The sequence below is a fragment of the Tardiphaga sp. genome, from assembly GCF_028290785.1.
Taxonomy (GTDB): domain Bacteria; phylum Pseudomonadota; class Alphaproteobacteria; order Rhizobiales; family Xanthobacteraceae; genus Tardiphaga.
The window spans coordinates 1-24,455 of the sequence record NZ_JAQGJD010000310.1; the positions used below are offsets into that span (position 1 = coordinate 1).

Here is a 24,455-nt window from a genome sequence, read left to right on the forward strand (position 1 = left end):
TCATCCCGCCCGGTGTACCACACGACATCGCCAACGCTAGCGATGAGCCGGCGCGGATGATCATGACCGTGTCGCCTCCCGGCCACGAACATTACTTCGAGGAGTTGGTGAAACTGGCTGCCCGCGGCAGTCGACCGGACGCCGGCGCCATCGCAGCCTTGCGAAGCCGCTACGACACCGAGCAACTCTCCGCGGTCAATGCCGGCTAGCGACGGGTGATCCTTGGCGCTGAAAGGCATGTTCGAACCAACCAACCGTGCTCTCGATCGGCCGCTCCATCCGCGCCGACGAAGTCACCGTTGCCATGGCGTTCTGCTCGGGGCCGACGTTGGCGCAATCATCCAGCCACAGTCATTCGCGGCGGCAGATCTCTCTGACCGCGACGCTCGCGCGGCTTGCCAGATTGCGCTCGCCACGCTCTACTTGCGTCCTCACTCTGGGAGGAGACACGACATGGTACGTCACCCGGCTCTGTTGGGCGGGCTGCTCGCCCTCGCCTTCACCGTCTCCGCCCATGCCGAGGTGACGCGGTTCAACGTCCTCGAACGCACGGCGTCCGCGCTGCAAGGCCGCAGCTTCGGCGCCGCCGGTCAGGTCGAGAAGATCACCGCCAGCGCGACCATCGCGCTTGATCCGGCCAATCCCCGCAACGCCGTCATCACCGATCTCGACCGTGCGCCGCGCAACGCCGACGGCAAGGTGGAGGCCACCAGCGACGTCGTTATCCTCCGTCCTGCCCGTCCGAACGGCATCCTGCTGTTCGAAGTCCCGAACCGCGGGCGCAGGCTGATCTCGGCCTGGTTCGACAACAGCTCGATCCAGGGAAGCGTCCGTCTCGATCAGACGGATGACCCCGGCCAAGGCTTCCTGTTGTCGCAGGGCTACACGCTGGTCTGGGCAGGCTGGCAGGCGGATGCGCCCGCGGCCGCGAGCACGCTGGGCATCCGCGTGCCGGTCGTCGCCGGGATCACGGGGCCGGTGCGCGAGGAGTGGAGTTTTGGCGACACTACCAATCCGCGTCGGGCGACGTTGAGCTACCCCGTCGCGGATCGGGCCACCGCGCAATTGTCGGTGCATGCCCGCGCCGACGATCCGCGCCAGAGCCCACCCGAGCTCAAATTCAGCTTCATCGACGACACCACGATCGAGATCACGCGCCCGTCCGGCTTGATCCCGGATGCGCTGTACGAGCTGACCTACACCGCCCGCGACCCCAGGATGACCGGCATGGGCCTTGCCGCGATCCGCGACGTCACCGCCTTCCTGCGACGCGAGGGCGGCGCGGCCAATCCGCTCGCGGCCGATGGCCAGAGTGGCATCTCGCGGGCGATCGGGATCGGCATTTCGCAGTCCGGTCGCGCGCTTCGCGACGTGCTCTATTACGGGATGAACGAGGACGAAGCCGGGCGGCTGGTGTTCGAGGCGATGATGCCGATCATCCCCGGCGCACGGCGCAGCTTCACCAACGACCGCTTCGCCGAGCCCGGCCGCAATCCGGGGCCGGAATTCGACCGGCTCTATCCCGTACTGCGCTTCCCGTTCACCTATGCCGTCACCGAAGATGCCGTCACCGGCCGCCGTGACGGGCTGTTGCTCCGCTGCAGCCTCACCAACACCTGTCCGCGCGTCATGCAGATCGACTCGGAGTTCGAGTTCTGGGGATCCGAGGCGAGCCTGGTCGTCACCGACACGCGCGGGCGCGATCTGCCGCCGCCGCCCGAGGTGCGGCTCTACATGATCGCAGGCAGCCCGCACGGCAATGTCGCGAGCGCCGTCGTCAGCCGCAAGCCGACCTGCACGCTGCCGCTCAATCCGGTGTATGGCGGCCCGGCGTTCCGCGCCTTGCTCACGGCGTTGCGCGGCTGGATCACGGAAGGGGTCTCGCCGCCGGAAAGCCGCTACCCGACACTGGCGCAGAATACGCTGGCAGCAGCTGGCGATGTCTATCCGGTGCCGATCCCGGGCCTCGGCTACCGCGCCCAATATGCCCGGGCGGAGGCGATCGAGCAGGCCACCCCGTTGCCGAAGGTGCGCGGGGAATACCCCCTCTATCTGCCGCGCGCCGGCGTGGACGGCAATGCGCTGGCCGGCATCCGCCTGCCGTTGCTGGCTGCTGCGCGTGCGACCTATACGGGATGGAATCCGATCGCCGGGGCTGACGGCGGGCAAACGCTATGTACCCAGATGGGCGGCACGCTGCCATTCGCGGAAACGCGCGCAGAACGTGTCGCGGCGCAGGATCCGCGCCCATCGATCGAAGAACTCTATCCGACGTCGGATGCCTATGTGACGGCGGTCAAGACGGCGACGTCACGGCTGGTCAATGAACGCCTGCTGCTTCCCGAGGATGCCGCAGAAGCGATTGCCGCCGCGGAAGCCGGCACGCTTGCCCGGCTTGCCCCCTAGCGGGCGCGGGCGAGCGGGGATAGTCGCCGCGCCGCGATAGAGGATGCGGCACCATGATCGGTTCTTCGTCCAATACGGACAGCAAACGGGGCTGTCGGGTCGTGAAATCAGCCGTGGACGGCGCGATGTCGGAATCTGCGGCGCCGCCGCTCACCCAAAATACGAACCTCAAATTTACGCGAGATAGCCCGAAACGCCGTCCCACAATAATTTCAACGCCGTCACCATCAGCAACCCGTAGCAGGCCCGATAGACCTGGCGCTGGTCCAGCCTGCCGTGAAGACGCCAACCGAGCCATACGCCGGCGGGAATGGCGAGCAGGCAAGCAGCCATCACGATCCAGACGTTGCCTGCCGGTCGCACGAGCAGCAGCCACGGCACCGCCTTGGTCGCGTTGCCGATCGTAAAGAACATGCTCGTCGTTCCGGCATAGACTTCCTTGCTAAGGCCGAGCGGCAGCAGATACATCGCCAGCGGCGGTCCGCCGGAATGCGCGACCATGGTGGTGACTCCCGAGGCGAACCCGCAAGCGACCGCCTTCGGCGGCGAACGCGGTCGGACCTTCACCTCCGAGCCTGCCGCAAGCCAGAGCCCGACAAAGATCAGAGTAACGATCGCCATCATGATCGCGACGGCGCGATGGTCCATCACACGGAACAGCAGATAGCCGAGCCCGATGCCGATCACGAGCCCCGGCAACAGCAGCACAAGGTCCGGTTTCGACCATGTGGAGGGCTTCCAGTAGCGAAGCGCGAACAGGTCCATCGCGATGAACAAGGGCGCCAGAAGTCCGCCGGCCGTCACCGGATCCATCACCAGCGACAGCAGCGGAATGCCGACGATGGAGAACCCGCCGCCGAACGCGCCCTTCATGAAGCAGATCAGGAACACGCCGGCGAAAGCTATCAGGACCGTGGTGACCGTTAACTCCATGTGTTCCTCCATGACCCCCGCCCGCACGCCCGCCGCGCCTCTGCGCAGGGGCATGCCTGGCGGTTATGCCGCGATCCGGCCGCGGTATTTCGATGCGCCGTTCCGGATTTCGATCGCCTTGACGGAGTTTTCGAAGGCTCTTTCCAGGACGCCTCTGCCGATCGTGCCGAGTACAAAGCCAAGTATCCAGCCCTTGAGGTTCTTGCCGTCGCGCACGACGACGACGTCAATGTCGGTCTCGCCATCGGGCCGACGCGTGAAGGTGTAAGTGTGGCCCGACGCGCCTCCCCACACATTGGAATCGGACGTCGCCAGAACGACGTGGTTGGGGTCAGACCAGTTGTAGTGCAGGCGTTCCCAGATGCCCCCCGAGCCTTCCGTAACGTCGGCCTGCGAGGGGCCGAGATCATGCACCTTGAGATACTCCTCGGCGGAATTGCCAAGGAGTTTGGAGCGACCAGGCCCGAAGTCTGTGAGACCGCCGATGTACTGCTCGGGCGTCAGGGTGGTTGTTCGATGGAGATGGATCGTGGACATCTGTGGCTCCCTCATTCGCTTGATAGAGATCGTCGGACTGACCCGCTACTCGACTAACTTCCTTGCCCTACGACATGGTCAGGCTATGATCATCGATCAAATGGATAGGATCGATAATGGGCATCGATACCGTCAATCTAGGTCGTATCGACCTGAACCTCCTCGTTCATCTCGATGCGCTGCTCGCGGAGCGGAGTGTCATGCGCGCGGCGGCACGCGTGGGCATTGGTCAGTCTGCGATGAGTCACAACCTGGCGCGGCTGCGGGAGCTGTTCGGTGACGAACTTCTGACGCGCGGCTCCGACGGCATGCGCCTGACTCCGCGCGCGGTGACGCTGCGCGAGCCGGTGCGAACCATGCTGGCGCAGGTCGAGGCGCTGGTGTCGCGCGACCAGGCCTTCGATCCGGCAACGGCGGTGCGAACGTTCAGGTTCGGTTTGCCGGACAGCATGGAAGTCCTGATCATGCCTGCCCTGCTGGCGCGCATGCGCGAGGTCGCGCCCGGCATCCACCTCCGGCTTTACAATTTCGACGCGTCCCGGCTGTTCGATGAACTCGACGCCGACGAGGTGGATCTGGCCATCGGCTATGACACGTTTCAACAGGGACAATTTCACCACAAGCGGCGCAAGCTGTTCACCGAAACCTGGCTGTGCATGTTCAATGCCGAGAAGACAGGCATCGTCCCCCCTATCTCGCTCGACGACTATGTTCGGCTTCCTCATGTCTTGACCAGCCTGAGGCCCGGGCGGAACGTGCGCGGCATTGTGGACGATGCACTGGAAAAGCTCGGGTTGAGTCGCTCCGTCGCCCTGACCACGCCGCGCTTCCTCACGGTCCCGTCTTTGGTGGCGCGCGCACCCGTCATCGTCACCATGCAGGCGCGACTGGCCCGTCTGTTCGCCGCCGAACTCGGGCTCAGCCTCAGCCCGCTTCCGGTAGAGTTGAATGAGGTCACGATTTCATTGCTGTGGCATGCGTCCTATGATCACGATCCGGCTCACATCTGGTTACGGGAGATGGTGACCCAACTGGCAGCCGACCTGTGAGCGGGTATGTGACGGGGCGCGCAGACTGATCACATCTGCAGCGTCGAATAGATGCGGCGCAAACGGGCGCCAAGGCTTCGAACAAGACGCGGAAGTCATTGATCACAGATCATCTCAGCGGGAGGATCGCCATGCCTTCACAGTGCTCAGCTTACGAACTCATCGACGACGACAGGCGCAAGCTCCTGGCCAGCGCCGCAAAGGGATTGGCAGCGGCGGGCGCGGCCAGCCTGTTTCGCCCGCATTCGGCGGCGGCTGCCACCAATGATGCGATCCGCCCGTTCCGCATCAACGTGTCCGAAGAGGCGCTCGCCGATCTCCGCCGGCGCCTGGCGGCGACCCGGTGGCCCGAGAAGGAGACGGTCGACGATGACTCGCAGGGCGTGCCCCTCGCTACCCTCCAGGAGCTCGTGCGCTACTGGCAGACCGATTACGACTGGCGCAAAGTGGAGACCCGGCTTAACGCCCTGCCGCAATTCGTCACCGAGATCGACGGCCTGGACATTCACTTCATTCACGTTCGCTCGAAACATGACAAGGCCTTGCCCCTCATCGTCACGCACGGATGGCCGGGCTCGGTCATCGAGCAGCTCAAGATCATCGATCCGCTGACAGATCCCGCGGCACATGGCGGCAGCGCGTCGGACGCTTTCCATCTCGTGATCCCGTCCATCCCCGGCTACGGATTCTCGGGCAAGCCGACCACGAGCGGCTGGGATCCCGCCCGCATCGCACGCGCCTGGATCGTGCTGATGAAGCGCCTCGAATACGCGAAGTTTGCGGCGCAAGGCGGGGATTGGGGTTCGCCGATCACAAACGAGATGGCCAAACTGGCACCTCCGGAATTGCTCGGCATCCACGTCAATCTGCCCGGCGTCGTCCCGCCCGAAATCGTGAAGGCGCTGCAGTCCGGCGATCCGGCGCCATCTGGACTGGCAGCCGACGAACAGCAGGCCTTCGAACAGCTCCAGCGTCAGTTTGCCAGGCGACGCGCCTACGCGCAGATCATGGGGACGCGCCCGCAAACACTGTCCGGACTCGCGGATTCACCTGCCGGCCTCGCCGCATGGCTGCTCGATCACGGCGACGGTTACGCGCAGCCGGCGGCGGCAATCACCTCGGCCGTGCTTGGGCGCACCATCAATGGACACGCCGCAGGCGACCTCACGCGGGACGACGTGCTCGACAACATCACGCTGTACTGGCTGACGAACACGGCGATCTCGTCGGCAAGGCTCTATTGGGAGAACAAGATCAACCTTTACCTTCCGGCCAATGTGTCGATTCCCGCAGCCATCACGGTCTTCCCCGGCGAGAGTTTTCAAGCGCCGCAGAGCTGGGCGGAGCGCGGCTATCACAAGCTGATCTATTTCCACAAGGCCGACAAGGGCGGTCACTTCGCCGCGTGGGAGCAGCCGCAACTGTTCAGCGCCGAGCTCCGCGCGGCGTTCGCGTCCCTGCGTCAATCGAATTGAAAAGTCCGGACACGATAAGTTCAGGCGCGCACTGAAACTGCAAAGGGCGCGAGTCCGCTCCCCAAGTTGGACATCAAAGGGAAAATACATCTGACAACGCACGTCGACGTATCGAAACGTGAACCGCGTCCCACTTGTAATCCGCCGGTCGCAGGTCACTAACTAAACGAGGGGCTGTTCTTCAGAAAATGGAGGATGCTGCAATGCGGGAACCAAACCTTGAAAAACTGAATGCGCTCGTAGGCAAGTTGGTCGGCGACCTCGGCATCTCGCTTGGCGGTGCCAGCATACTGCTCGGCGATCGCCTCGGGCTCTACAAGGCAATGGCGGATGGCGCGGTGGTCACGCCGTCCGCGCTTGCCAAGAAGACCGGCCTGCATGAGCGCTATGTTCGCGAATGGCTGTCCGGGCAAGCTGCGTCTGGATACATCGACTACCACCCGGAAAAGAATGCGTTCTCACTGTCGCCCGAACAAGCCATGGCCTTCGCCGAAGAAGGCTCGCCGGCTTTCTTTGCCGGTGCCTTCGAGGTCGTGCAGTCCACCTATCTCGACGAACCCAAGGTCGCCGAAGCGTTTCGAACCGGAAAAGGCGTTGGCTGGCACGACCATTCGAAGTGTCTGTTCTCGGGTACCGAACGATTCTTCAGGCCGGGTTATAACGCCAATCTGGTTTCGAACTGGATTCCGACGCTGGAAGGCTTGGAAGCGAAACTGAAAGCCGGCGCCAGGGTCGCCGATGTCGGATGCGGCCACGGCGCCTCGACCATCGTGATGGCGCAGGCCTACCCCAAATCGCAGTTTTTCGGGTTCGACTACCACAAGCCTTCGATCGATCGCGCGAAGGTACTGGCGCAGGAAGCGGGCGTGGCCGACCGTATCACCTTCGCACAGGCCAGTGCCAAGGATTTTCCGGCGAAAGACTATGACCTGGTGGCGTTCTTCGATTGCCTGCATGACATGGGCGACCCCGTGGGCGCGGGCAAGCATGTCAAGGAAACGCTGGCCGAGGACGGTTCGTGGATGATCGTCGAGCCGTTTGCCCATGACGATCTCAAGGACAATCTCAACCCGGTCGGATCGATTTTCTATCACGCCTCGACATTCATCTGTACGCCGGCATCGCTCTCTCAGGAGGTCGGCTTGGGGCTCGGTGCCCAGGCGGGTGAAGGCAGACTGCGTCAGGTCGCAACCGAAGCGGGCTTCAAGCGCTTCCGCCGCGCGACCGAGACGCCGTTCAACATGATCTTCGAAGTGCGTTGCTGAGCAAGGGAGCGACGGAGCGCATAAGCTCGTAGGGTGGGTTAGCGCCACCCGGATTGGCGCGTTGCGCCGTCCGGGCGGTGCGTAACCCACCGCGGTCCGCCGCTGTGGGCGCCGTGGTGGGTTACGACGCAAGGGCGCCTAACCCACCCTACGGCTCGCTGCGGCTCATTTCCTCTTCAATGATCCCACGGTGAATGAAGGATGATGCTGCAGAGGTCTGCCCGCTGGAAGGTCGGATCCTTGAACGCCAGAAAGTCGTCGTTGAATGTGCCGAACGTAGTGTTCGGCCGCCGCTTCATGCCTTCGTAGAAGGCGTCGATCATCCCGTTCTTGAAATCGGGGCCGCGTGGATAGGCTTTGACGACGGTCTGCCGCTGATCGTCGCTGAAGCCTTCGTATCCGCGACCGGCGACGTCCATTCCCGCCCCTACCTGTACCAGGGCTATTTCCGGATGCATGTGCTCCGGAATGCCGGGCGTCGTATGCAGCGCGATCGCGGTCCATACTTTTTCGATGTCGGCTTCGGCAATCGCGTAGGCCCGCAGAAAGGCGCGGGCGGCGTCGGCGCCGTCCACTTCGAAGCGACGCTGACTGTCGTGGTAGCGCGCCGTCAGGCCGATGTCGTGGAACATCGCCGCGACGTAAAGCAGTTCGCTGTCATACTGCAGGTTCTTCCGTGTCCCCGTGAGGGCGCCCCAGAAGAACACGCGGCTGGAGTGGAAAAACAGCAGGTCGTCTTCCGTATCGCGGATGAATTGCGTGACGTCACGCGCCAGTTGGCTGTCGGGGATCGTGATTACGGAAACGCTGGTCATGGCGATATCAGCTCCTGATGTGGCCAATGTTGTCGTGGCGGCGGCCAACAGCAGACGTATTGAAAACACCTTCCAGCCTGGATTTGCCGCGCGACGTGGAGAATTTCATCGACACCATCTCTCTGCAAATGCCAATAGACGCTATGATCGATACGCGCGGCCTTGAGGTGGATATGAGCCCGTCAGATTTTTGCCGGATGGCATCGTGACACGTCAATCGGAAGGTCCGCCGGGACCGTCCCTTGTAGCACTGGGCTGGTCCGATTTCTTCGCCGACCAGATTCTGCCGGAGGAGGCCAGCGCCCTGCCCGTCCGCATCGCCGCGGTGCATCGGTCGCGCATCACCGCCATCTCCCCGATCGGGCCGGTCCGGCTGGTGCTTGCGGCCCGCACCAACACCGGCGATTTTGCCGTCGGCGACTGGGGGCTGGCCGACCCGCAGAGCTTGCTGCTGCAACGCCGCCTCGCACGCAAGACCGTGCTGCAGCGGCGCACCGAGGGCAACCCGACGCCGCAACTGGCCGGCGCCAATATCGACACGCTGTTCATCGTCACCTCCTGCAATGCGGAGTTCGACGTCGCCCGGCTGGAACGCTATCTGGCGCTGGCCAATGAAGCCGGCATCACGCCGGTGATCGTGCTGACCAAGGCCGACCTCACCGAGGACGCCGGATCCTATCACGCACAGGCCGCCGCGCTGCAGCGCGGGCTGGCGGTGGTGGTCTCCAATCCCAAAACCGGTGATGCCACCCGCGACCTGCAGCCCTGGTGCGGCGAAGGCCAGACGGTGGCGATGGTCGGCTCTTCGGGGGTCGGCAAATCGACCATGGTCAACGCGCTGGCGGGGGCGGCGCCGGACCAGCTTCAAGAGACCGGCAGCATACGCGAGCACGATGCCCAGGGGCGTCACACCACCACCTCGCGTTCGCTTCATGCGATGGCCGGCGGCGGCTGGGTGATCGATACGCCGGGCATGCGCACGCTCCATGTCAGCGACGCCGCCGCCGGGATCGACGAACTGTTCGCTGAGATCACCGAGCTCGCCCCGCTCTGCAAGTTTCGCGATTGCACCCACGCCCACGAACCGGGCTGCGCAGTGCGCGCCGCGGTGTCCGACGGCCGGCTCGAACCGGAGCGTCTGGCGCGCTGGCGCACGATGGTGGCGGATAACCGCAACAATACGCCCAAACCTGTGAAGCCAGGCGGCGGCAGACCCGCGCCACGCCGCAGACCGCCGACAGAAGCGGATTGAGTCCCGCGGCCGTCACGGATCGTTCAGCGGCGCGACATCAGACCTGCATGCCTCGTCCAACGTCCAGCCCCTGACAGGCGTGACGTGTCCATCATCTGATCCGGCAGGATTGAAACGTTGTTGTCCCGGACGCGGTCGCTATCGATCGGCGAGATCAAGTCTGTCGTTCATAGAGCGAACCATGTAGCCGCGAAAACAAGTGAGGCGTAGCGCAGGCTACGTCGGGCGCCGGCAGACCAGGTCAATTTCGATGAGAGCATCGTAAGCGAGCCCCGTGACACCGACGCAGGTGCGCGCCGGCAGCCGCCCCGGCGGAAAGTAGCCGCGATAGACGTCGTTCATCTCGGCATAATCCTCCTTGAAGCGCGTGAGATAAATGCGCGTCATGACAACGTGCGCGAGATCGAGGTCGAGGCCTGCCAGCACGACGCGCAGGTTCTCCATGACGGCCCGCGTCTGCGCCGCGATGCCGTCCGGCAGCACGCCGGGCGCCTGCGGCGTGTCCGGCATCTGCCCGGTGACGAAGACGAAGCCGTCGGTCTCGACAGCATGGCTGAATGGCGCGACCGGCTTCGGGCCGCCGTTGATCATGTGAAATCGCAAGGAAGGTCTCCGGGACTGGGATCAGGCTTGGGGCAACGGCGGCTGCTCGAACACGCGCTTGCTCAGAATGGCATGGACGCCCCAATTTCCATCGACGACCTGCGTGACGCCGAAATCCACGGCGACCGACATCAAGGCAATCGCCTCGTCCTCGGTAAGGCCTTTGACGTTCATGAGGAAGCGACGCATCTTGCGGAACGCATCTTTCATCGCAAGATCGAGCGACGAGGTCGCATAGACCTCGCTCTGTCCTTTGGCGCCGAACTCGGCGAGATAGTTGGGATGGCTGAACCCCATCAGCACCCAGTCCGTCTCGGTTTCGATCAGCGGATAGGTCAGATCGGCGAATGCCTGGCCACACAGATTTCCTTTCTTGTGCAGGATGACCTGAAAGATCGCCGTCATCGAACATTCGATCGCAGTGCCGCCCAATTCGCCATCGCCTTGCGCGGCGTGCGGATCTCCTACCGAGAGCAATGCGCCGGGCACCGACACGGGCAGATAGATCGTCGATCCCTTGCCGAGCCGCCAGTTGTCGAGGTTGCCGCCGAAATACGCCGGCGGTACGGAGTCGACAAAATCCGCCTCGCGCGGCGCCACCGCGATGACGCCAAGATGCGGACGCAGCGGAATCCGGATGCCTTCCAGCACGCCATGCCGGCGCCGCACGGTCGCCGGCCTCACCGGAACGCCGGGATAGTCGTAGGTCGCGTGAACCGTCCCGAACGGATCGGTCTGCGGCTCCCAGCGATAGGAATAGACCGCGCGCGCGTGCGGTTCGTCGTCGTGATCGAAGATTTCGTAGATCGTGACGGCCTCGCGCGCGTTCTGCTCGGCGAGAAACTCCTTGTAGTGATAGCCCCACCACGCCGCGACACTGCTTCCGAAGATCCGGCCTTCGAAGTCAGGATTGCTGCTGGCGCGCGGCACAATATCGAGGATGCGGATTTCCAGCACGTCGCCCAGCTGGGCATCTTTCACCGCCACCGGCCCGGTGCAGATATGGACACCGAAGCCTTCGCCGGCGCCGCGGCCAAAGATCGACGCATCCATCGGCCCGGCCCCGCGCCGATCGACGTTTTTGACGTCGCGCGTCCAGTGGAACACGCTTTCCGCGCCGGCATCGCCCTCGATCATGCGTTCCGGATCGTCGGAGGCATGCTGGGTGAGCGTCTCGATGGTGATGGTGTCGCCGGAGTTGATCTCGATCTGCGGCTTCAGCGAGCGACTGAAATAGCCCCAATGCACATGGGCGGCGTTGGCCGACAGGTGATGGTGGTTTTTCTGGCCTGGCACAGCGGCGAGGTCGTGGCCGATCTCATCCGCCGGGTCCGGGACCGCGGTCTTCCGGGCTGTGGAAGCCGTCGACTGGCTGCGCAGTTGGGCGAGCGCCGCCTGCGGCCAGCCGCGCTGCCCGGCAGCCGTAGCCGACGCCGCGAGACGCTCCGCCTCGTGCTGGCGGAACTCGCGCGGCGACAGCCCGAAGCGGTGACGAAATGCCCGGCTGAAATGCGCGGAGTCGTTGAAGCCAGCACGGAATGCGATTTCGGAGATCGAATGATGCGCTTCAGCCGGATTGGAAAGGTCAGCCGAGGTGCGCTGCAGCCGGCGCTCGCGCAGATAATGTGTGAAGCTGCTGCCGGTGCCTTCGAACAGTTTCTGCAGATAGCGTTCGGAGATGCCCTCCGCCACCGCCACCTTGGCCGGCGTCAGGTCGGGATCGTCAAGCCGGCGTTCGATTGTCTGGCATAGCCGGTGCAACGTCGCCGCCTTGGTCGCCGTGCCGCCGCCCAGATCGGCCGCCGGCTCGACGACGTGTCGCGTCAAGGTCGGCAGCAGATCATGGAGACTCTGCGCAAGCGCAGCCCATTCGACGTCGGGCAGTGTTTCGAGATGGCGCGCCGCCTGATCCATCATGCCGGCGACCACGTCACTGAAACCGCCCGGCGCGACGACCTGGACGTCACTCAGGCCAGGCGCGCTGGCACGGCGGCCATGGAGCGAGTCCGGCGTTACCGACAGCACCACCGCGCGCATGTCGCGCTGGAACGCGACGCTCCAGCTACCCTTGCGCGGCAACAGCAAGAGGTGCCCTGCAGCGATGATCTGATGGCCGGCCGCGGTCTTCAGCACCACGCCGTCCTCGATCGGCAACAGCACGACCGGGTGGTCCGAAGCGAGATCGGACAGCGGCGACACAGCCTGGGCGCCCGCCGATAACCTGGCCAGCACCACGCCTTCGAAGCTGCGGCGCACGGCCGTCGCATGACCGCAATGGGTCGCGGTGGCGACGGTCGGCTGCAGGCCGACCGAACCCAGGACGTCGCGCCATGCTTCCGGGCGGTCGTCTTCGGAATAGGATTCGCTGGTGAACGGGCGCAGGCTCATGCATCGACCATCATAGCCGAAGCGAAGCAACCTCCGTGCCATTCCGAACGGAACGGCGCCCTGCCTCACGACCGGCCCGTCCGTCATGTCACTGCCGCCAACACCCGAAATCGTTGCGCTTTCATGCGCTTAGTCGCACCGGAAGACGTTCTTTCGAATCGTGCCGTGGACGCCCCAATTGGCGTCGACCACCTGCGTCACTCCGAAATCCGCGCCCACCGACATCAGCGAGATCGCCTCATCTTCGCTCATCCTGTGCACCGTCATTAGGAAGCGGCGCAGTTTGCGGAATGCATCGCGCATCGCACGATCGAGGCTGGAATGGTTGGCGATCTCGAGCTGGGCGTTGGCGCCGAGCTCGGCCAGATAGTTCGGATAGGTGAAGCCATAGACCGACCAGGCGCTGTCAGTCTCCAGCATCGGATGGGTCAGCCCTTCCAGCACGGTGCCGCCGAGGTCGGCCTGCTTGTGCAGGATGAATTCGAAGTCGCCGGTCAGCGAGGTCTCGATTGCCGTGCCGCCGAGTTCGCTGTCGCCCTGCGCAGCGTGCGGATCACCGACCGAGAAGAACGCGCCGGGCACCGCCACCGGATAGAACATCTTGGCGCCCTTGCCGACCCGCCAGTCGTCGATATTGCCACCGGTGTAGCTCGGGGGAATCGACGACACGAAATCCTCTTCCGAGGGCGCCAGGCCCATGGTGCCGAAATGCAGCCGCGCCGGCACCCTGACGTTGGGCAGAATGTTCTCGCGCTTCCTGATCGTCGCGTGATCGACGCGAACGCCGGGATAATCGATCGTCGGATGCAGGATGCCATCGGGATCGGTCTGCGGCGTCCAGACATAATTGTAGACCGCCTTGGCGAAGGGTTCGCCCGAGGTATCGAGTTCGAAGATCGTGATGACCTCGCGCGGCTTCGGCTCCTCGATCAGGTCATGATAATGAAAACCCCAATTGGCGGCGACATTGGAGCCGAAGCATTTGCCGGCATGGCACGCCTTGCAGGCCGGCCGCGGCCGGACATCGAGAATGCGAACCTCCAGCACGTCGCCGGGCTCCGCGCCTTCGATCGCCACAGGCCCGGTCAGCAGATGGACGCCGACGCCTTCACCCGAACCGCGAATGAACGGGCCTTCGGTCGGCCCGGAACCGCGGCGAACCACCGCCTTGTGCTCGCGCGTCCACCTGAAAACGCTTTCGGCACCGGGATCGTCCGCGATCATGCGGTCATAGTCGTCATTGGCGTGATGAGTCAGCGTCTCGATGGTCGCACGATCGCCGGACTTCAGCGTCAGCGACGGCGCCACCTTCTTGCTGAAGTAGCCCCAGTGAACGGTCTTCGGCGACACCGGGAGAAGATGATGCTTCATGCTGAGGTCCTCGACGGAATAGTGACGGGTTGAATACGCGACCTGACAATCATGCCTTCTCGGCCTCCATCGCATTGAGGAAGCGTTGCGCGACCGGGCTCTTGGGATTGGTCAGCACTTCGGCCGCCGGGCCTTGCTCGATGATGGAGCCGCCGGCGAGCAGCACGACGCGATCGGCGACCTCGCTGGCGAACCGCAATTGATGGGTGGAGATGATCATGGTCAGGCCGTCCTCGACGGCAAGGCGGCGGATCACTTCCAGCACCTCGTTGACCAGTTCCGGATCCAGCGCCGAGGTCGGCTCGTCGAGCAGCAGCACGCTCGGATTCGGCGCGATGGCGCGGGCAATAGCAACGCGTTGTTGCTGGCCGCCGGACAGATGCCGCGGTAGCGCATCGGCGCGATGGCTGAGGCCAACGCGCTCGAGCAATTCGTCGGCGCGGCGATCGGCATCGCTTCGCGATGCGCCATGTACCCAGCGCAGCGGGCCGGCGATGTTTTCCTTGGCGGTAAGATGACCGAACAGGTTGAACTGCTGGAACACCATGCCGACACCGACCTCGGCACGCGCATGAGCCAGAAGCCGCGGCGATAACGGCTTGCCGTTCTCGCCAAAGCCCAGTTGCCGGCCACCGACCTTGATGGCGCCGCCGTTCCACAGTTCGAGGTTGTTGATACAGCGCAACAGCGTGCTCTTGCCGGAACCGGACGGCCCGAGCAGCGCAATGACCTCGCCGATCCGCACCGTGAGATCGATGCCGTCAAGCACCATGGCCTTGTCGTAGCTCTTGTGCAGACCGGCGATCTCGACGGCGACGTTATTGCGCGCCAGCATATCGGCGCGCTTGGCGCGATCGACCCGCTCGGGCCGGCTCCTTGGCGGCGGCAATTCGGCAACGCCATCATCGGGGAGAATATCGAAAGCCACGCCGTCCTTCGGCAGCGACGGGTCGTCGATCGCCGGCGCGCGATACCACGGCAAAAGCCGTAACAGCTGATCCTGCTTCTTCGTCCGATCGAGATCGAACCGCCACTCCAGGAACAGCTGAATGGCGGCAATCGCTGCCGTCAGCAGCAGGTAGATCAGACCGGAGGCAAAGAAGATCGAGAAGAAATCGAAGGTCGAGGAGGCCAGTTGCGTCGAACGCAACGTCAACTCTTGCACCGCGATGACCGAGGCGAGCGACGAATTCTTCAGCGCGCTGACCGCCTCGTTGCCGAACCCGGGGATCATCGAGCGGATCGCCTGCGGCGCGATGATCCGGCGCATCAATACGCCGGGCGTCATGCCCAGCGCCTGCCCGGCCACCACCTGGCCGCGTTCGACGCCGAGTACGCCGGAGCGCAGCATCTCGGCGATGAACGGCGCTTCGTTGCAGGCCAGCGCAAGGCCGGCGGCGAGAATGGCGGGAAGCTTGATGCCGATCTGTGGTAGCGCATTATATGCGAACACCATCTGCAGGATCAGCGGCGTACCGCGAAAGATCACGGCGTAGACCCGGGCGAAGGATGCCAGCGGCCTGAAGCTGGAGAGCTGCATCCACGCCAGGATCACACCGAGAACCAGCCCGCCGGCTAGACCCAGGGCGGTGACCTGGAGAGTCACCTGGATGCCCTGGATCATGTACGGCATGCTGAGATAGTGGAGGAACAGCTCCATGGAGCAGCGTGCCGTTTACTTGACCATCAACAGGCCGGGCTCCATCAGGTTTTCCGGGTCGAGATTCCACTTCTTCAGCAGAGCGAGCTGATCGCCGGACTTGTAGATCTCCTTCAGCGCCGCGTGCACCGCGTCGCGGAACTTGGGCTTGTCCTTCGGCACGGCGATGCCGACCTGGTAGGGGATCGTCACCGCCACGGCCTTCTCGAGCTTGTCCGGATAGGCCTTCACGGCGTTGTCGACGGTGTTGACGTCGTTGATGTAGGTATCCGCGCGGCCGGCGAGGATGGCCTGGATGCAGTTGGCGTTGTTGTCATAGAGCTGGATGGTCGGCTCGGCTTTGCCTTCCTTCTTGCAGTCCGCAGCGAGCGCCTGGATCAGCGGAACTTCGACATAACCGGTGTTTTCTGCCGCCGCCGTGCCGCACAGCGAGGTGTTGATGCCGGTGATCTTCTTCGGATTGCCCTTGGCGACGAGGACGCCATCGAACACCTTGGAATAGGTGATGAAGTCGGCGGCCTTGGCGCGCTCTTCGGTGGCGTAGATATCGGAAATCACGATGTCGGCCTGGCCGCTCGCCAGCGTCGTCAGCAACGCCGCAAACGTCACCGCCTTGTAAGTCAGCTTGAAGCCGAGGCATTCGCCGATCTGCTCGCCCAGATCGATATCGAAGCCGACATATTTGCCGGGATCCTTGGGGTCGATCGATTCATAGCCCGGCGTATGCGGATTGATGGCGTTGACAAGGGTCTTGCCCTTCCAGTCCGGATATTTGGCCTGCAGTTCCGCGCAGGCGGCCGGCGCCGCCGCCTCGGCCGAACCCATCGCGCCCGCGCCAGCCATCAGCAACACGCCCAGAGCCGCCGCGCGCCATCCGATCATCGCCCCATTGGCAGGCCAAAGCCTACGGACGTCAGCAAAATGCAACTTGACCATTCGATTGCTCCTTCGACGTTGTCATGGCCCCGGCCATGCTCCACCTCGAAAAAGCCTATGGTCGCCTGCTCCCGGAAAGCTTGTCTCGGAGCGCACAATAATTTGGACCAGCCGACGCCATGATTTAGGCAGCCACTGCCAAACTAATGTGCGACGGCCTTAAATTGGCTCGTCCAACTCTGGCCTCGATGTGGTGGCCGTCCAGCGAAGGGCAGCCAGCCGTGCGGCAACAGGAGCTGGTCGTCAGCGCCCCCTTCACACCTGCGGCTTGTTGAAGGCGACGCCGACGCGCTCGATTTCGAGGCTGGCGCAGAACAGCGCGAACAACGACGCCACGAGTATCAGTCCGCGCCTGACGATCAGCAGGACGTCGGCTTCCCCGGTGATCTCCGGTACGTGCCTGAACAGAACCACGGAAAACAGCGCGCTGCCGAACACGAAACTCAATCGTCCGAGAAACAAGAACAGGTGGCTCAGAAATGCATTGGCGAGCAGTGCCGGCACCGGGACGTAGCGCAGCCGAACCCAGTAGGCGATCTGCATCGTAAACAGAACCAGCGCCACCACCAGCTCGGAATGCGTCTCGGACGACACTTGCAGGCCGGGATACAGCAGCACATGGGTGAAGGCCGGCAGCTCCTGCCACACGAACACGATCACGCCGAGCACCTGGATCGCGAGCAATATCAGATAGACCGCCGATTTCGATCCGCGCGCTGTCATGCAACCACCTCGATGCAACGGCGGAAGCATAGGCTGGGACGTCGATGATCGTCGATAGCCGCAGCGCGATTCAGGCCGTCGCCTTGAACCGAAGGGCGCCGCGTAGGGTGGGTGGGTGCTCTTGCCCGTAACCCACCACGCCACGGACGACGGCCGGTGGGTTACGCGCCGGAGCTTGCTCCCGGACGGCGCAACGCGCCGATCCGGGTGGCGCTAACCCACCCTACGCCACGAGCAGCTTCGCGTTGCTACTTGCCCCAGACTTCCTTCGCCACATCGACCGCGAGCGTGAGCTTGGCCCACTGCTCTTCCTCGCTGAGGATGTTGCCTTCTTCGGTCGAGGCGAAGCCGCATTGCGGGGAGACGGCGAGCTGCTCCAAGGGCGCGAATTTCGCCGCTTCCATCAGCCGCGCCTTGACGTCTTCCTTCTTTTCGATCTCGCCGAACTTCGAGGTGATGACGCCGACCACCACGACCTTGTTGCCCTTCGGCAGGAAGCGCAGTGGCTCGAAGCCGCCGGCGCGGTCGGAATCGTATTCCAGGAAGTAGCCGTCATAGTTGGTGCCGGCCAGCAGCGTCTCGGCCACCGGCTCGTAGCCGCCCGACGAGATCCAGGTCGAGCGGAAGTTGCCGCGGCAGACATGGGTGGTGATCACCATGTCGGCGGGGCGCTCGGCGATCGCGTAGTTGATGACGCGGGCATAGATCTGCTGCAGGCCATCGGCCTCCTCGCCGCGGGCGCGGATTTTGGCGAGTTCGTCTTCCGAGCACAGATAGGCCCACACGGTGTCGTCGAGCTGCAGGTAGCGGCAGCCGGCGTCGTAAAACGCCTTCACGGCCTTGCGGTAGGTTTTCGCGAGGTCCTCGAAGAACACGTCCATGTCCGGATAGACGTCCTTGGAGATCGCCTTGCGGCCGCCGCGGAAATGCAGCACGGCCGGCGACGGGATCGTCATCTTGGCGGTGACGCCGGCGATGTCGGCCTGGCGCTTCAGGAACTTGAAGTGTTCCAGCATCGGATGGTCATCGGGGAAGTCCAGCTTGCCGATCACGCGCACCGAATCGTGGCGGGTTTCGACGCCGGCGAACTGAATGCCGGCTTCCGGGTGATACAATTCGCAGCCGGTCAGCTTGGCGAGAAAGTCGAAGTGCCACCACGAGCGGCGGAATTCGCCGTCGGTGGCGAGCTTGAGGCCGATCGCGGCCTGCTTGTGCACCACCTTCTCGATCTCGGAGTCCTCGATCTTGCGCAGGTCGTCGGCGGTGATTTCGCCCTTCTCCAGTTTCGCGCGGGCGTCCTTGATCTTCTGCGGGCGCAGCAGGCTACCGACTTCGTCGGCGCGGAACGGGGCTTTGGTTCGCATCATGGTGTTGCTCCAGTTTCGGTATTTTGTCGTTCCGTACCCGGAATGACGGCTCGTGTCGATTCAGCGAAAGCGCTCCGTTCCCCGGACGCGGTGCACTGCGCCGCCCCAGACGATGCGGAGCATCGTTAGGGGCGGCGTGGTGCTCCGCAGAGCCGGGGTCCCGGTTTTGCGCGGAAGAAACCGGGATCCCGGCTCTGCGCGGCGGCACTTCCAAGCGATGCTTCGCATCGCAAGGCCGCAGCGCGTCCGGGACACCATCTCAAACCGCATCCTAATGCTTCCCCCCGGCCACCCCGAGAAAGCGTTCCAGCACCGACGGATCGGCTTTCAGCGCGGCGCTCGGCGCGTCGTGCACGACGCCGCCGCGCTCCAGGATCACGACGCGGTCGGCGAGGCCGAGGATCTTTTGCGCGTTCTGTTCGACGATGATTGAGCAGATGCCGCCAGCCCGCGTGATCTTGCCGAGCGCGGCCAACAGTTCTTCGACGATGATCGGCGCGAGACCCTCAGTCGGCTCATCCAGGAGCAGCACCTGCGGATTCAGCACCAGCGCGCGGCCGACCGCCAGCATCTGCTGCTCGCCGCCCGAGAGCTGGTTGCCGAAGTTAGCCTTGCGCTCCTCGAGTCGCGGAAACATCTCGTAGACTTTTCGCACGGTCCACTCGCCGGGCTGCGCCACCGCGGTCATGTTCTCTTCCACCGTGAGCGAGCGAAAGATGTTGCGCTCCTGCGGCACCCAGCCGATGCCGGCGCGGGCACGCTGGTCGGCGCGCATGGTGGTGATATCCTTGCCGCCGAGCGACAGCGTACCGCTGAAGCGTTTGGTGACGCCGACGATGGAATTGATCAGCGTGGTCTTGCCGGTGCCGTTGCGGCCGAGAAGCGCCAGCACCTGGCCCTCGCCGAGCTGCAAGGTCATCTTCGGAATCACCACGGCCTGGCCGTAGCCGGCGCAGAGCGCCTCGATTTGCAGTAACTCAGACATCGGCGCCCTCGCCCAGATAGACCGCCTTGACGCGGGGATCGCGCGCGACTTCGTCGGGCGGGCCCTCCACCAGCATGGATCCTGCGACCAGCACCGAGATGCGGTCGGCGAACGAGAACACCAGGTCCATATCGTGCTCGATCAGCAACACGGTGACGTCGCGCGGCAATGATGCCACCGCGGAGAGGATATCGTGGCGCTCGCTTTCCGGCACGCCGGCGGCGGGCTCGTCGAGCAGTAGCACGCGCGGTTTGGTCGCCAGCGCCACCGCGATCTCCAAGAGCCGCTGCTTGCCATAGGGCAATGTCGCGGTGGGCTCGTTCATGACGTCGAGCAAATGGAAGCGCGTCAGATTCTCCGCGATCTCGTCATTGACGTCGGTGCGGGTGCCCATGCGGCGCCACCAGTCGCTGCCATGGCCGAGATGTTCGGAAGCCGCGAGACCAATGGTTTCCAGCGGCGTGAGATCCGCATAAAGCTGGTTGATCTGGAAGGTGCGCGACAGCCCGTGCAGCACGCGCTTGTGTACCGGCAGGCTGGTGATGTCCTGGCCTTCCAGCAGGATGCGGCCGGAGTTCGGGCCGAGCACGCCGGTCAAGAGGTTGATCACCGTGGTCTTGCCGGCGCCGTTGGGACCGATCAGCGCGTGGCGTGCGCCGGTCGCGATCTTCAGCGAGAGATCGTTGGTGACCTTGAGGCCGCCAAATTTCTTTTCGAGGTTGACGGTTTCCAGCGCGATGGAGGTCATGTCGCGTCCCCTTCCGGCAGCACGATCGGCGCTTTGGCACCGAACCGGCGCATCACCAGGTTGGGCAGATAGAGCGCCCAGCGATGCATGCGCTCGCGGCCGATCAGCACGATCACCACCAGCACCAGCCCGATCCAGAACTGCCAGTATTGCGGCGTCAGCGTCGAGAACAATTCCTGCAGCAGCTTGAAGATCACCGCGCCGATCAGCCCGCCATAGAGATAGCCGGTGCCGCCGATGATCAGCACCAGCATCAGGTCGGCAGAGCGATCGAAGGCGAAGCCGTCCAGCGAGGCCAACGCCGTGGTCTGGGTCGATAGCGCCCCCGCGACGCCGGCAAAGAACGCGGCGATGGTGTAGATCGCGATCAGCCGGCGGTTGACGGGAATGCCGATGGCGGAGGCACGCAGCGGGTTGTTGCGGATCGCCCGCAGCGACAGGCCGAACGGCGAATGCACGATGCGCCGCGCCAGCAGAAACAAAACGAACAGCACGCACAGGCAATAGATGAAGCCGACCTTGCCGAAGATGTCGAACGACCATGTGCCCAGGATCGGCGCCATCTCGATGCCCTGCAAGCCATCGGAGCCGCCGGTGATGTTGGAGAAGCGGTTGGCGAGTTCGCGCAGCAACAGCGCAATGCCCAATGTCACCATCAGCCGGGTCAGGTCCGAGCCGCGCATCACCAGGAACGAGGTGACGAAGCCCAGCGCCATGGCGGCGAGCCCCGCGACGATCAGCGCCAGCACCGGCTCATCGACGATGTGATGCAGCGCCAGCAGGCCCGCGGCATAGCCGCCGAAGCCGAAGAAGGCGGCGTGGCCGAGCGAGACGATGCCGGCATAGCCGAGGATCAGGTCGAGCGACAGCGCGAACAGCGCCAGCCAGGCGATCTCGGTGAGGATCAAATAGCGGTTCGGAAACAGGAACACGCAGGCCACCGCGAGCCCCCAGAACACGGCCTCCGGCCAGTGCCAGCGACCGCGCGCGACGGCGAAGGTGCCTACCTGGGAGCGAAGCGTCTCGGATACGGTCATGGCGCCCTCACCGTGCATTGGTGCGGCCGAACAGGCCGTTCGGGCGCCAGATCAGGATCACGATCATCATGGTGTAGATCACGAAGGCGCCGAGCTTCGGTACGTAGTATTTGCCGGCGACGTCGCCAATCCCCAGCAGCAACGATGCCAGGAACGGCCCGGTGATGCTGGAGGAGCCGCCGACGGTGACCACGATCAGAAAGTAGATCATGAATTTTAGCGGGAAGTACGGATCGAGGCCGAGGATCTCGGCGCCGAGCGCGCCGCCCATGCCGGCGAGGCCACAGCCAAAAGCAAACGTCAGCGCGAACACCTGCGGCACGTTGATGCCCAGGCCCGACGCGGCGCGGGGATCATCGACCGCGGCGCGCAGCCGGCTGCCGAACCGGGTCTTCGACAGGATCATCTGCAGCGCGATGGTGAGCAGGCCGCAGATCACGATGATCATCAGCCGGTAGCGGCCGACGCCGAGGCCGAAGATGTCGATCTGGCCCTGCAGATAATCCGGCAGCTTGATGAAGGTCTGCGACGAGCCCATGAAGTAGTCGGTGGCGGTGACCGACATGAAGACGAGACCGATGGTGAACAGCACCTGGTCGAGATGGCTGCGCGCGTAGAGATGGCGGTACAGCGTGCGCTCGAGCAATGCGCCGACCGCCGCGCTGACCAGGAAGGCAATCGGCAATGCGGCGAAGAACGGCAGGCCGGAGCGGTTGACCAGCACGGCGCAGACATAGCCGCCCGTCATGGCGAAGGCGCCGTGCGCCAGATTGACGAAGTTCATCAGCCCCAGCGTCACCGCCAGCCCGCAGGCCAGCACGAACAGCAGCATGCCGTAGGCGACGCCGTCGAACAGGATGGTGAGAAGGGTCATGAAACGACGCGCACTTTCTCTTTATCCCTCCTACCCGCGTCTTCGCGGTGGGGAGGGTGGCCGCGCGCAGCGCGGTCGGGTGGGGGTGGTGCAACATAGAGAGCGGCGCGTGGGGCGCCCCCCACCCCGGCCTCCTCTTGGCCATGCTCGCGCGTGGCCTTCGATCGGCCGCCCCTCCCCGCCGCGAAGACGCGGGGGGAAGGAAGCCATTGGCGTCCTCGCCTAACTTACTTCTTCGTCTTGCCCGGATCTTTCACGTTCTCGAAGGTCGCGAACTCGATGTTGTACAATTCGCCATCGACCTTCTTGACCTCGCGGATGTAGATGTTCTGCACGATGTCGCGGGTTTCCGGATCGATCGAGATCGGGCCGCGCGGGCTTTCCCAGGCCATGCCCTTCATCGCTGCGATCAGCGAGTCGCCGTCGACCTTGCCGCCGCTCTTCTTGATCGCCTCATAGATCAGATGGATGCCGTCATAGCCCGACACCGCCATGAAGCCCGGGCGGGAGCCGAACGCCTTCTTGTAGCTGGCGACGAATTCCTTGTTCATCGCGGAGGGATGCGCCGCCGAATACAGATGCGCGGTGACCGCGCCCAAGGCTGCGTCGCCCATGTTGTTGAGCAGGTCGTCGTCCATCACGTCGCCCGGTCCGATCACCTTGATGCCGGACTTGTCGAGGCCGCGCTCGGCATACTGCTTCATGAAGTTGCCGCCCTGGCCGGCCGGCACGAACACGAACACCGCGTCGGGCTTGCTATCCTTCATGCGCTGCAGGAACGGCGCGAAGTCGGGATTGGCGAGGGGTACCTTGACCTCCTCGACGATCTGGCCACCGCCGGCGGTGAAATGCTCCTTGAAGAAGTTCAGCGCGTCGTTGCCGGGCGCGTAGTCGGAGGTCAGCGTCGCGACCTTCTTGATGCCGTTCTTGGCGGCCCAGTCGCCGATGATGGTGGAGGACTGCGCCAGCGTGAACGAGGTGCGCACGATGTAGGGCGAACGCTCGGTGATGATCGAGGTGCCGGCGGCCATCACGACTTCCGGGATTTTCGCCTGGGTCGCCAGCGGCGCTGCGGCCAGTGCGGCCGGGGTCACGCCGAAGCCGGCGATGACGTTGACCTTGTCGTTGACGATCAGTTCCTGCGCCAGGCGCTTGGTGTTGTCGGGCAGTGCCGCGTCATCCTTGAGGATGATCTCGATCTTCTTGCCGGCAACGGTGTCGCCGTTCTTCTGCATGTACAGTTTGATGGCGTTGTTGATCTGCTGGCCGGTGGAAGCCTGGCCGCCGGTCATCGGCACGATCAGGCCGATCTTGACGCTCTCCTGCGCCTGCGCCGCGGTCAGCGCAAAGCCGCCGAGCAGCGCCACGCCGGCCGCCGCCTGCCACATCATCCTGGTACGAATTGACATTCCGTCTCTCCCCTGCTCGGTCTGGTTGCCGAACCGCGTGCTCCGGTTCTTGCCGCAACCCTGGCTGAAATTTCGTCGTCATCGCTGACGGTAACTGACGTCTCAGGTGCGCGCGCCGCCGTCAATCGCAACTTTGGATCAGACACGCTCGCCGGCCTCCGACAAACCGTCGCGGCCATGCCAGAGCCATTGATCGGCTTGGTATTTAAGTACCTTGCTACCGCCCAGCGCTCAAGCCCGTTGCGACGCCCTTGCGCGGGGAACCGCAAGCCACTAGGTTCGGTGAGTAAACGGTCACCGCGATATTCAAGCCATCCGCTCACCGCCACAGATTGCGACACTTTGCCCATGCCCGTATCCCGCCGCGTCCCCGCTTTGATCGGCCTCGTGCTGATGGCCTGCAGCCTCGGCGGCTGCGGCTCGATCAGCTCGTTTCTGGCCGGCGGCATGGGCGACCTGATCCCGGCCTGGGCCGGCGGCCTCCCCGCCGACGCCCCACCGCGACCGGGCACGCCGGGCTACGAGGAATATCGCAAGCAGCACGAAGAAAAGCAGCTGATGCCGAGCGCCAAGCCCGGCCCCGATCCGGCGACCTCGCCGTCCGCGGAAGTGATGCGGTAGG

22 protein-coding genes and 1 pseudogene are annotated in these 24,455 nt (G+C 64.1%); 8 read left to right on the top strand and 15 right to left on the bottom strand.

Annotated features, from left to right (window positions below; genetic code table 11):
• A pseudogene (locus tag JWR89_RS18980) lies at positions 1-209 on the top strand (cupin domain-containing protein); the annotation flags it as partial.
• A gap of 13 nt (positions 210-222) precedes the next feature.
• On the top strand, positions 223-2,406 hold the full coding sequence (locus tag JWR89_RS18985) for an alpha/beta hydrolase domain-containing protein (protein WP_299718938.1): 2,184 nt from the start codon (positions 223-225) through the stop codon (positions 2,404-2,406).
• Between the two features lie 174 nt (positions 2,407-2,580).
• Here JWR89_RS18985 and JWR89_RS18990 read toward each other — a convergent pair whose 3' ends face one another.
• Both JWR89_RS18990 and JWR89_RS18995 read right to left on the bottom strand, forming a co-directional pair.
• Positions 2,581-3,339 (bottom strand): sulfite exporter TauE/SafE family protein, encoded by a 759-nt coding sequence (locus tag JWR89_RS18990; protein WP_299718939.1) that lies wholly within the window; start codon positions 3,337-3,339, stop codon positions 2,581-2,583.
• 63 nt (positions 3,340-3,402) lie between these two features.
• Positions 3,403-3,876, bottom strand: a complete 474-nt coding sequence (locus tag JWR89_RS18995) for a hypothetical protein (RefSeq protein ID WP_299718940.1) — start codon at positions 3,874-3,876, stop codon at positions 3,403-3,405.
• Positions 3,877-3,992: 116 nt separating this feature from the next.
• Between JWR89_RS18995 and JWR89_RS19000 the strand changes: the two genes are divergently transcribed.
• The 3 genes from JWR89_RS19000 (at position 3,993) to JWR89_RS19010 (ending at position 7,665) form a co-directional block, all read left to right on the top strand.
• Entirely contained in the window at positions 3,993-4,925 is a 933-nt protein-coding gene (locus JWR89_RS19000; protein ID WP_299718941.1) for a LysR family transcriptional regulator, read from the top strand.
• A 131-nt stretch (positions 4,926-5,056) separates the two neighbouring features.
• On the top strand, positions 5,057-6,400 hold the full coding sequence (locus JWR89_RS19005; protein WP_299718942.1) for an epoxide hydrolase family protein: 1,344 nt from the start codon (positions 5,057-5,059) through the stop codon (positions 6,398-6,400).
• A 203-nt stretch (positions 6,401-6,603) separates the two neighbouring features.
• Positions 6,604-7,665 (top strand): class I SAM-dependent methyltransferase, encoded by a 1,062-nt coding sequence (locus JWR89_RS19010; RefSeq protein WP_299718943.1) that lies wholly within the window; start codon positions 6,604-6,606, stop codon positions 7,663-7,665.
• 176 nt (positions 7,666-7,841) lie between these two features.
• Here the strand turns inward: JWR89_RS19010 and JWR89_RS19015 are convergent, their stop codons facing one another.
• Positions 7,842-8,480 carry an HD domain-containing protein gene (locus JWR89_RS19015; RefSeq protein ID WP_299718966.1) on the bottom strand — a complete coding sequence of 213 codons (639 nt, stop codon included), beginning with the start codon at positions 8,478-8,480 and terminating at the stop codon, positions 7,842-7,844.
• 59 nt (positions 8,481-8,539) lie between these two features.
• Here JWR89_RS19015 and JWR89_RS19020 point away from each other — a divergent pair, with 59 nt between their 5' ends.
• Together JWR89_RS19020 and rsgA are read left to right on the top strand one after the other, a co-directional pair.
• Complete coding sequence (locus JWR89_RS19020; RefSeq protein ID WP_299718945.1) at positions 8,540-8,689, top strand: hypothetical protein; 150 nt, start codon at positions 8,540-8,542, stop codon at positions 8,687-8,689.
• Complete coding sequence (rsgA, locus tag JWR89_RS19025; RefSeq protein ID WP_299718947.1) at positions 8,686-9,732, top strand: ribosome small subunit-dependent GTPase A; 1,047 nt, start codon at positions 8,686-8,688, stop codon at positions 9,730-9,732. Before JWR89_RS19020 ends, rsgA begins: the two co-directional genes overlap by 4 nt.
• 216 nt (positions 9,733-9,948) lie before the next feature.
• On the opposite strand, the gene JWR89_RS19030 is transcribed toward rsgA, so the two are convergent.
• The 12 genes from JWR89_RS19030 to JWR89_RS19085 all read right to left on the bottom strand — a co-directional run bounded on the left by JWR89_RS19030 (position 9,949) and on the right by JWR89_RS19085 (position 23,812).
• On the bottom strand, positions 9,949-10,335 hold the full coding sequence (locus JWR89_RS19030; RefSeq protein WP_299718949.1) for a RidA family protein: 387 nt from the start codon (positions 10,333-10,335) through the stop codon (positions 9,949-9,951).
• A 21-nt stretch (positions 10,336-10,356) separates the two neighbouring features.
• Complete coding sequence (locus JWR89_RS19035; RefSeq protein WP_299718951.1) at positions 10,357-12,723, bottom strand: acetamidase/formamidase family protein; 2,367 nt, start codon at positions 12,721-12,723, stop codon at positions 10,357-10,359.
• 129 nt (positions 12,724-12,852) lie between these two features.
• A complete protein-coding gene (locus JWR89_RS19040) occupies positions 12,853-14,094 on the bottom strand; it encodes an acetamidase/formamidase family protein (RefSeq protein WP_299718952.1) in 1,242 nt (413 codons plus the stop codon).
• 49 nt (positions 14,095-14,143) lie between these two features.
• Positions 14,144-15,754 (bottom strand): amino acid ABC transporter permease/ATP-binding protein, encoded by a 1,611-nt coding sequence (locus tag JWR89_RS19045; RefSeq protein ID WP_299718953.1) that lies wholly within the window; start codon positions 15,752-15,754, stop codon positions 14,144-14,146.
• A 15-nt stretch (positions 15,755-15,769) separates the two neighbouring features.
• On the bottom strand, positions 15,770-16,636 hold the full coding sequence (locus JWR89_RS19050; protein WP_366143001.1) for an ABC transporter substrate-binding protein: 867 nt from the start codon (positions 16,634-16,636) through the stop codon (positions 15,770-15,772).
• Between the two features lie 309 nt (positions 16,637-16,945).
• A complete protein-coding gene (locus tag JWR89_RS19055) occupies positions 16,946-17,413 on the bottom strand; it encodes a hypothetical protein (protein WP_299718954.1) in 468 nt (155 codons plus the stop codon).
• Positions 17,414-17,661: 248 nt separating this feature from the next.
• Positions 17,662-18,780, bottom strand: coding sequence for a cobalamin-independent methionine synthase II family protein (locus JWR89_RS19060; RefSeq protein WP_299718955.1), 1,119 nt, complete (start codon positions 18,778-18,780; stop codon positions 17,662-17,664).
• A gap of 271 nt (positions 18,781-19,051) precedes the next feature.
• The gene (locus JWR89_RS19065) at positions 19,052-19,765 is read right to left on the bottom strand and encodes an ABC transporter ATP-binding protein (protein ID WP_299718957.1); all 714 of its coding nucleotides are present in this window, start codon (positions 19,763-19,765) and stop codon (positions 19,052-19,054) included.
• Complete coding sequence (locus tag JWR89_RS19070; RefSeq protein ID WP_299718959.1) at positions 19,758-20,513, bottom strand: ABC transporter ATP-binding protein; 756 nt, start codon at positions 20,511-20,513, stop codon at positions 19,758-19,760. The genes JWR89_RS19065 and JWR89_RS19070 overlap by 8 nt, the downstream gene beginning before the upstream one ends.
• Positions 20,510-21,550, bottom strand: coding sequence for a branched-chain amino acid ABC transporter permease (locus JWR89_RS19075; RefSeq protein WP_299718961.1), 1,041 nt, complete (start codon positions 21,548-21,550; stop codon positions 20,510-20,512). Before JWR89_RS19075 ends, JWR89_RS19070 begins: the two co-directional genes overlap by 4 nt.
• Positions 21,551-21,557: 7 nt before the next feature.
• Entirely contained in the window at positions 21,558-22,424 is an 867-nt protein-coding gene (locus JWR89_RS19080; protein ID WP_299718963.1) for a branched-chain amino acid ABC transporter permease, read from the bottom strand.
• 227 nt (positions 22,425-22,651) lie between these two features.
• A complete protein-coding gene (locus tag JWR89_RS19085; RefSeq protein WP_299718970.1) occupies positions 22,652-23,812 on the bottom strand; it encodes an ABC transporter substrate-binding protein in 1,161 nt (386 codons plus the stop codon).
• 369 nt (positions 23,813-24,181) lie between these two features.
• Between JWR89_RS19085 and JWR89_RS19090 the strand changes: the two genes are divergently transcribed.
• Positions 24,182-24,454, top strand: coding sequence for a hypothetical protein (locus tag JWR89_RS19090; RefSeq protein WP_299718965.1), 273 nt, complete (start codon positions 24,182-24,184; stop codon positions 24,452-24,454).
• Position 24,455 lies beyond the last annotated feature (1 nt).

Excerpts from the sequence above, each read along its gene's own strand:
- JWR89_RS19040 (WP_299718952.1), bottom strand. The coding sequence starts at position 14,094 with ATGAAGCATCATCTTCTCCCGGTGTCGCCGAAGACCGTTCACTGGGGC.
- JWR89_RS19070 (WP_299718959.1), bottom strand. The coding sequence starts at position 20,513 with ATGACCTCCATCGCGCTGGAAACCGTCAACCTCGAAAAGAAATTTGGC.
- JWR89_RS19090 (WP_299718965.1), top strand. The coding sequence starts at position 24,182 with ATGCCCGTATCCCGCCGCGTCCCCGCTTTGATCGGCCTCGTGCTGATG.
- JWR89_RS19045 (WP_299718953.1), bottom strand. The coding sequence starts at position 15,754 with ATGGAGCTGTTCCTCCACTATCTCAGCATGCCGTACATGATCCAGGGC.
- JWR89_RS19035 (WP_299718951.1), bottom strand. The coding sequence starts at position 12,723 with ATGAGCCTGCGCCCGTTCACCAGCGAATCCTATTCCGAAGACGACCGC.
- JWR89_RS18990 (WP_299718939.1), bottom strand. The coding sequence starts at position 3,339 with ATGGAGTTAACGGTCACCACGGTCCTGATAGCTTTCGCCGGCGTGTTC.
- JWR89_RS19010 (WP_299718943.1), top strand. The coding sequence starts at position 6,604 with ATGCGGGAACCAAACCTTGAAAAACTGAATGCGCTCGTAGGCAAGTTG.
- JWR89_RS19075 (WP_299718961.1), bottom strand. The coding sequence starts at position 21,550 with ATGACCGTATCCGAGACGCTTCGCTCCCAGGTAGGCACCTTCGCCGTC.
- JWR89_RS18995 (WP_299718940.1), bottom strand. The coding sequence starts at position 3,876 with ATGTCCACGATCCATCTCCATCGAACAACCACCCTGACGCCCGAGCAG.
- JWR89_RS19055 (WP_299718954.1), bottom strand. The coding sequence starts at position 17,413 with ATGACAGCGCGCGGATCGAAATCGGCGGTCTATCTGATATTGCTCGCG.
- JWR89_RS19065 (WP_299718957.1), bottom strand. The coding sequence starts at position 19,765 with ATGTCTGAGTTACTGCAAATCGAGGCGCTCTGCGCCGGCTACGGCCAG.
- JWR89_RS19080 (WP_299718963.1), bottom strand. The coding sequence starts at position 22,424 with ATGACCCTTCTCACCATCCTGTTCGACGGCGTCGCCTACGGCATGCTG.
- JWR89_RS19085 (WP_299718970.1), bottom strand. The coding sequence starts at position 23,812 with ATGTGGCAGGCGGCGGCCGGCGTGGCGCTGCTCGGCGGCTTTGCGCTG.
- JWR89_RS19005 (WP_299718942.1), top strand. The coding sequence starts at position 5,057 with ATGCCTTCACAGTGCTCAGCTTACGAACTCATCGACGACGACAGGCGC.
- JWR89_RS19060 (WP_299718955.1), bottom strand. The coding sequence starts at position 18,780 with ATGATGCGAACCAAAGCCCCGTTCCGCGCCGACGAAGTCGGTAGCCTG.
- JWR89_RS19000 (WP_299718941.1), top strand. The coding sequence starts at position 3,993 with ATGGGCATCGATACCGTCAATCTAGGTCGTATCGACCTGAACCTCCTC.
- JWR89_RS19050 (WP_366143001.1), bottom strand. The coding sequence starts at position 16,636 with ATGATCGGATGGCGCGCGGCGGCTCTGGGCGTGTTGCTGATGGCTGGC.
- JWR89_RS19015 (WP_299718966.1), bottom strand. The coding sequence starts at position 8,480 with ATGACCAGCGTTTCCGTAATCACGATCCCCGACAGCCAACTGGCGCGT.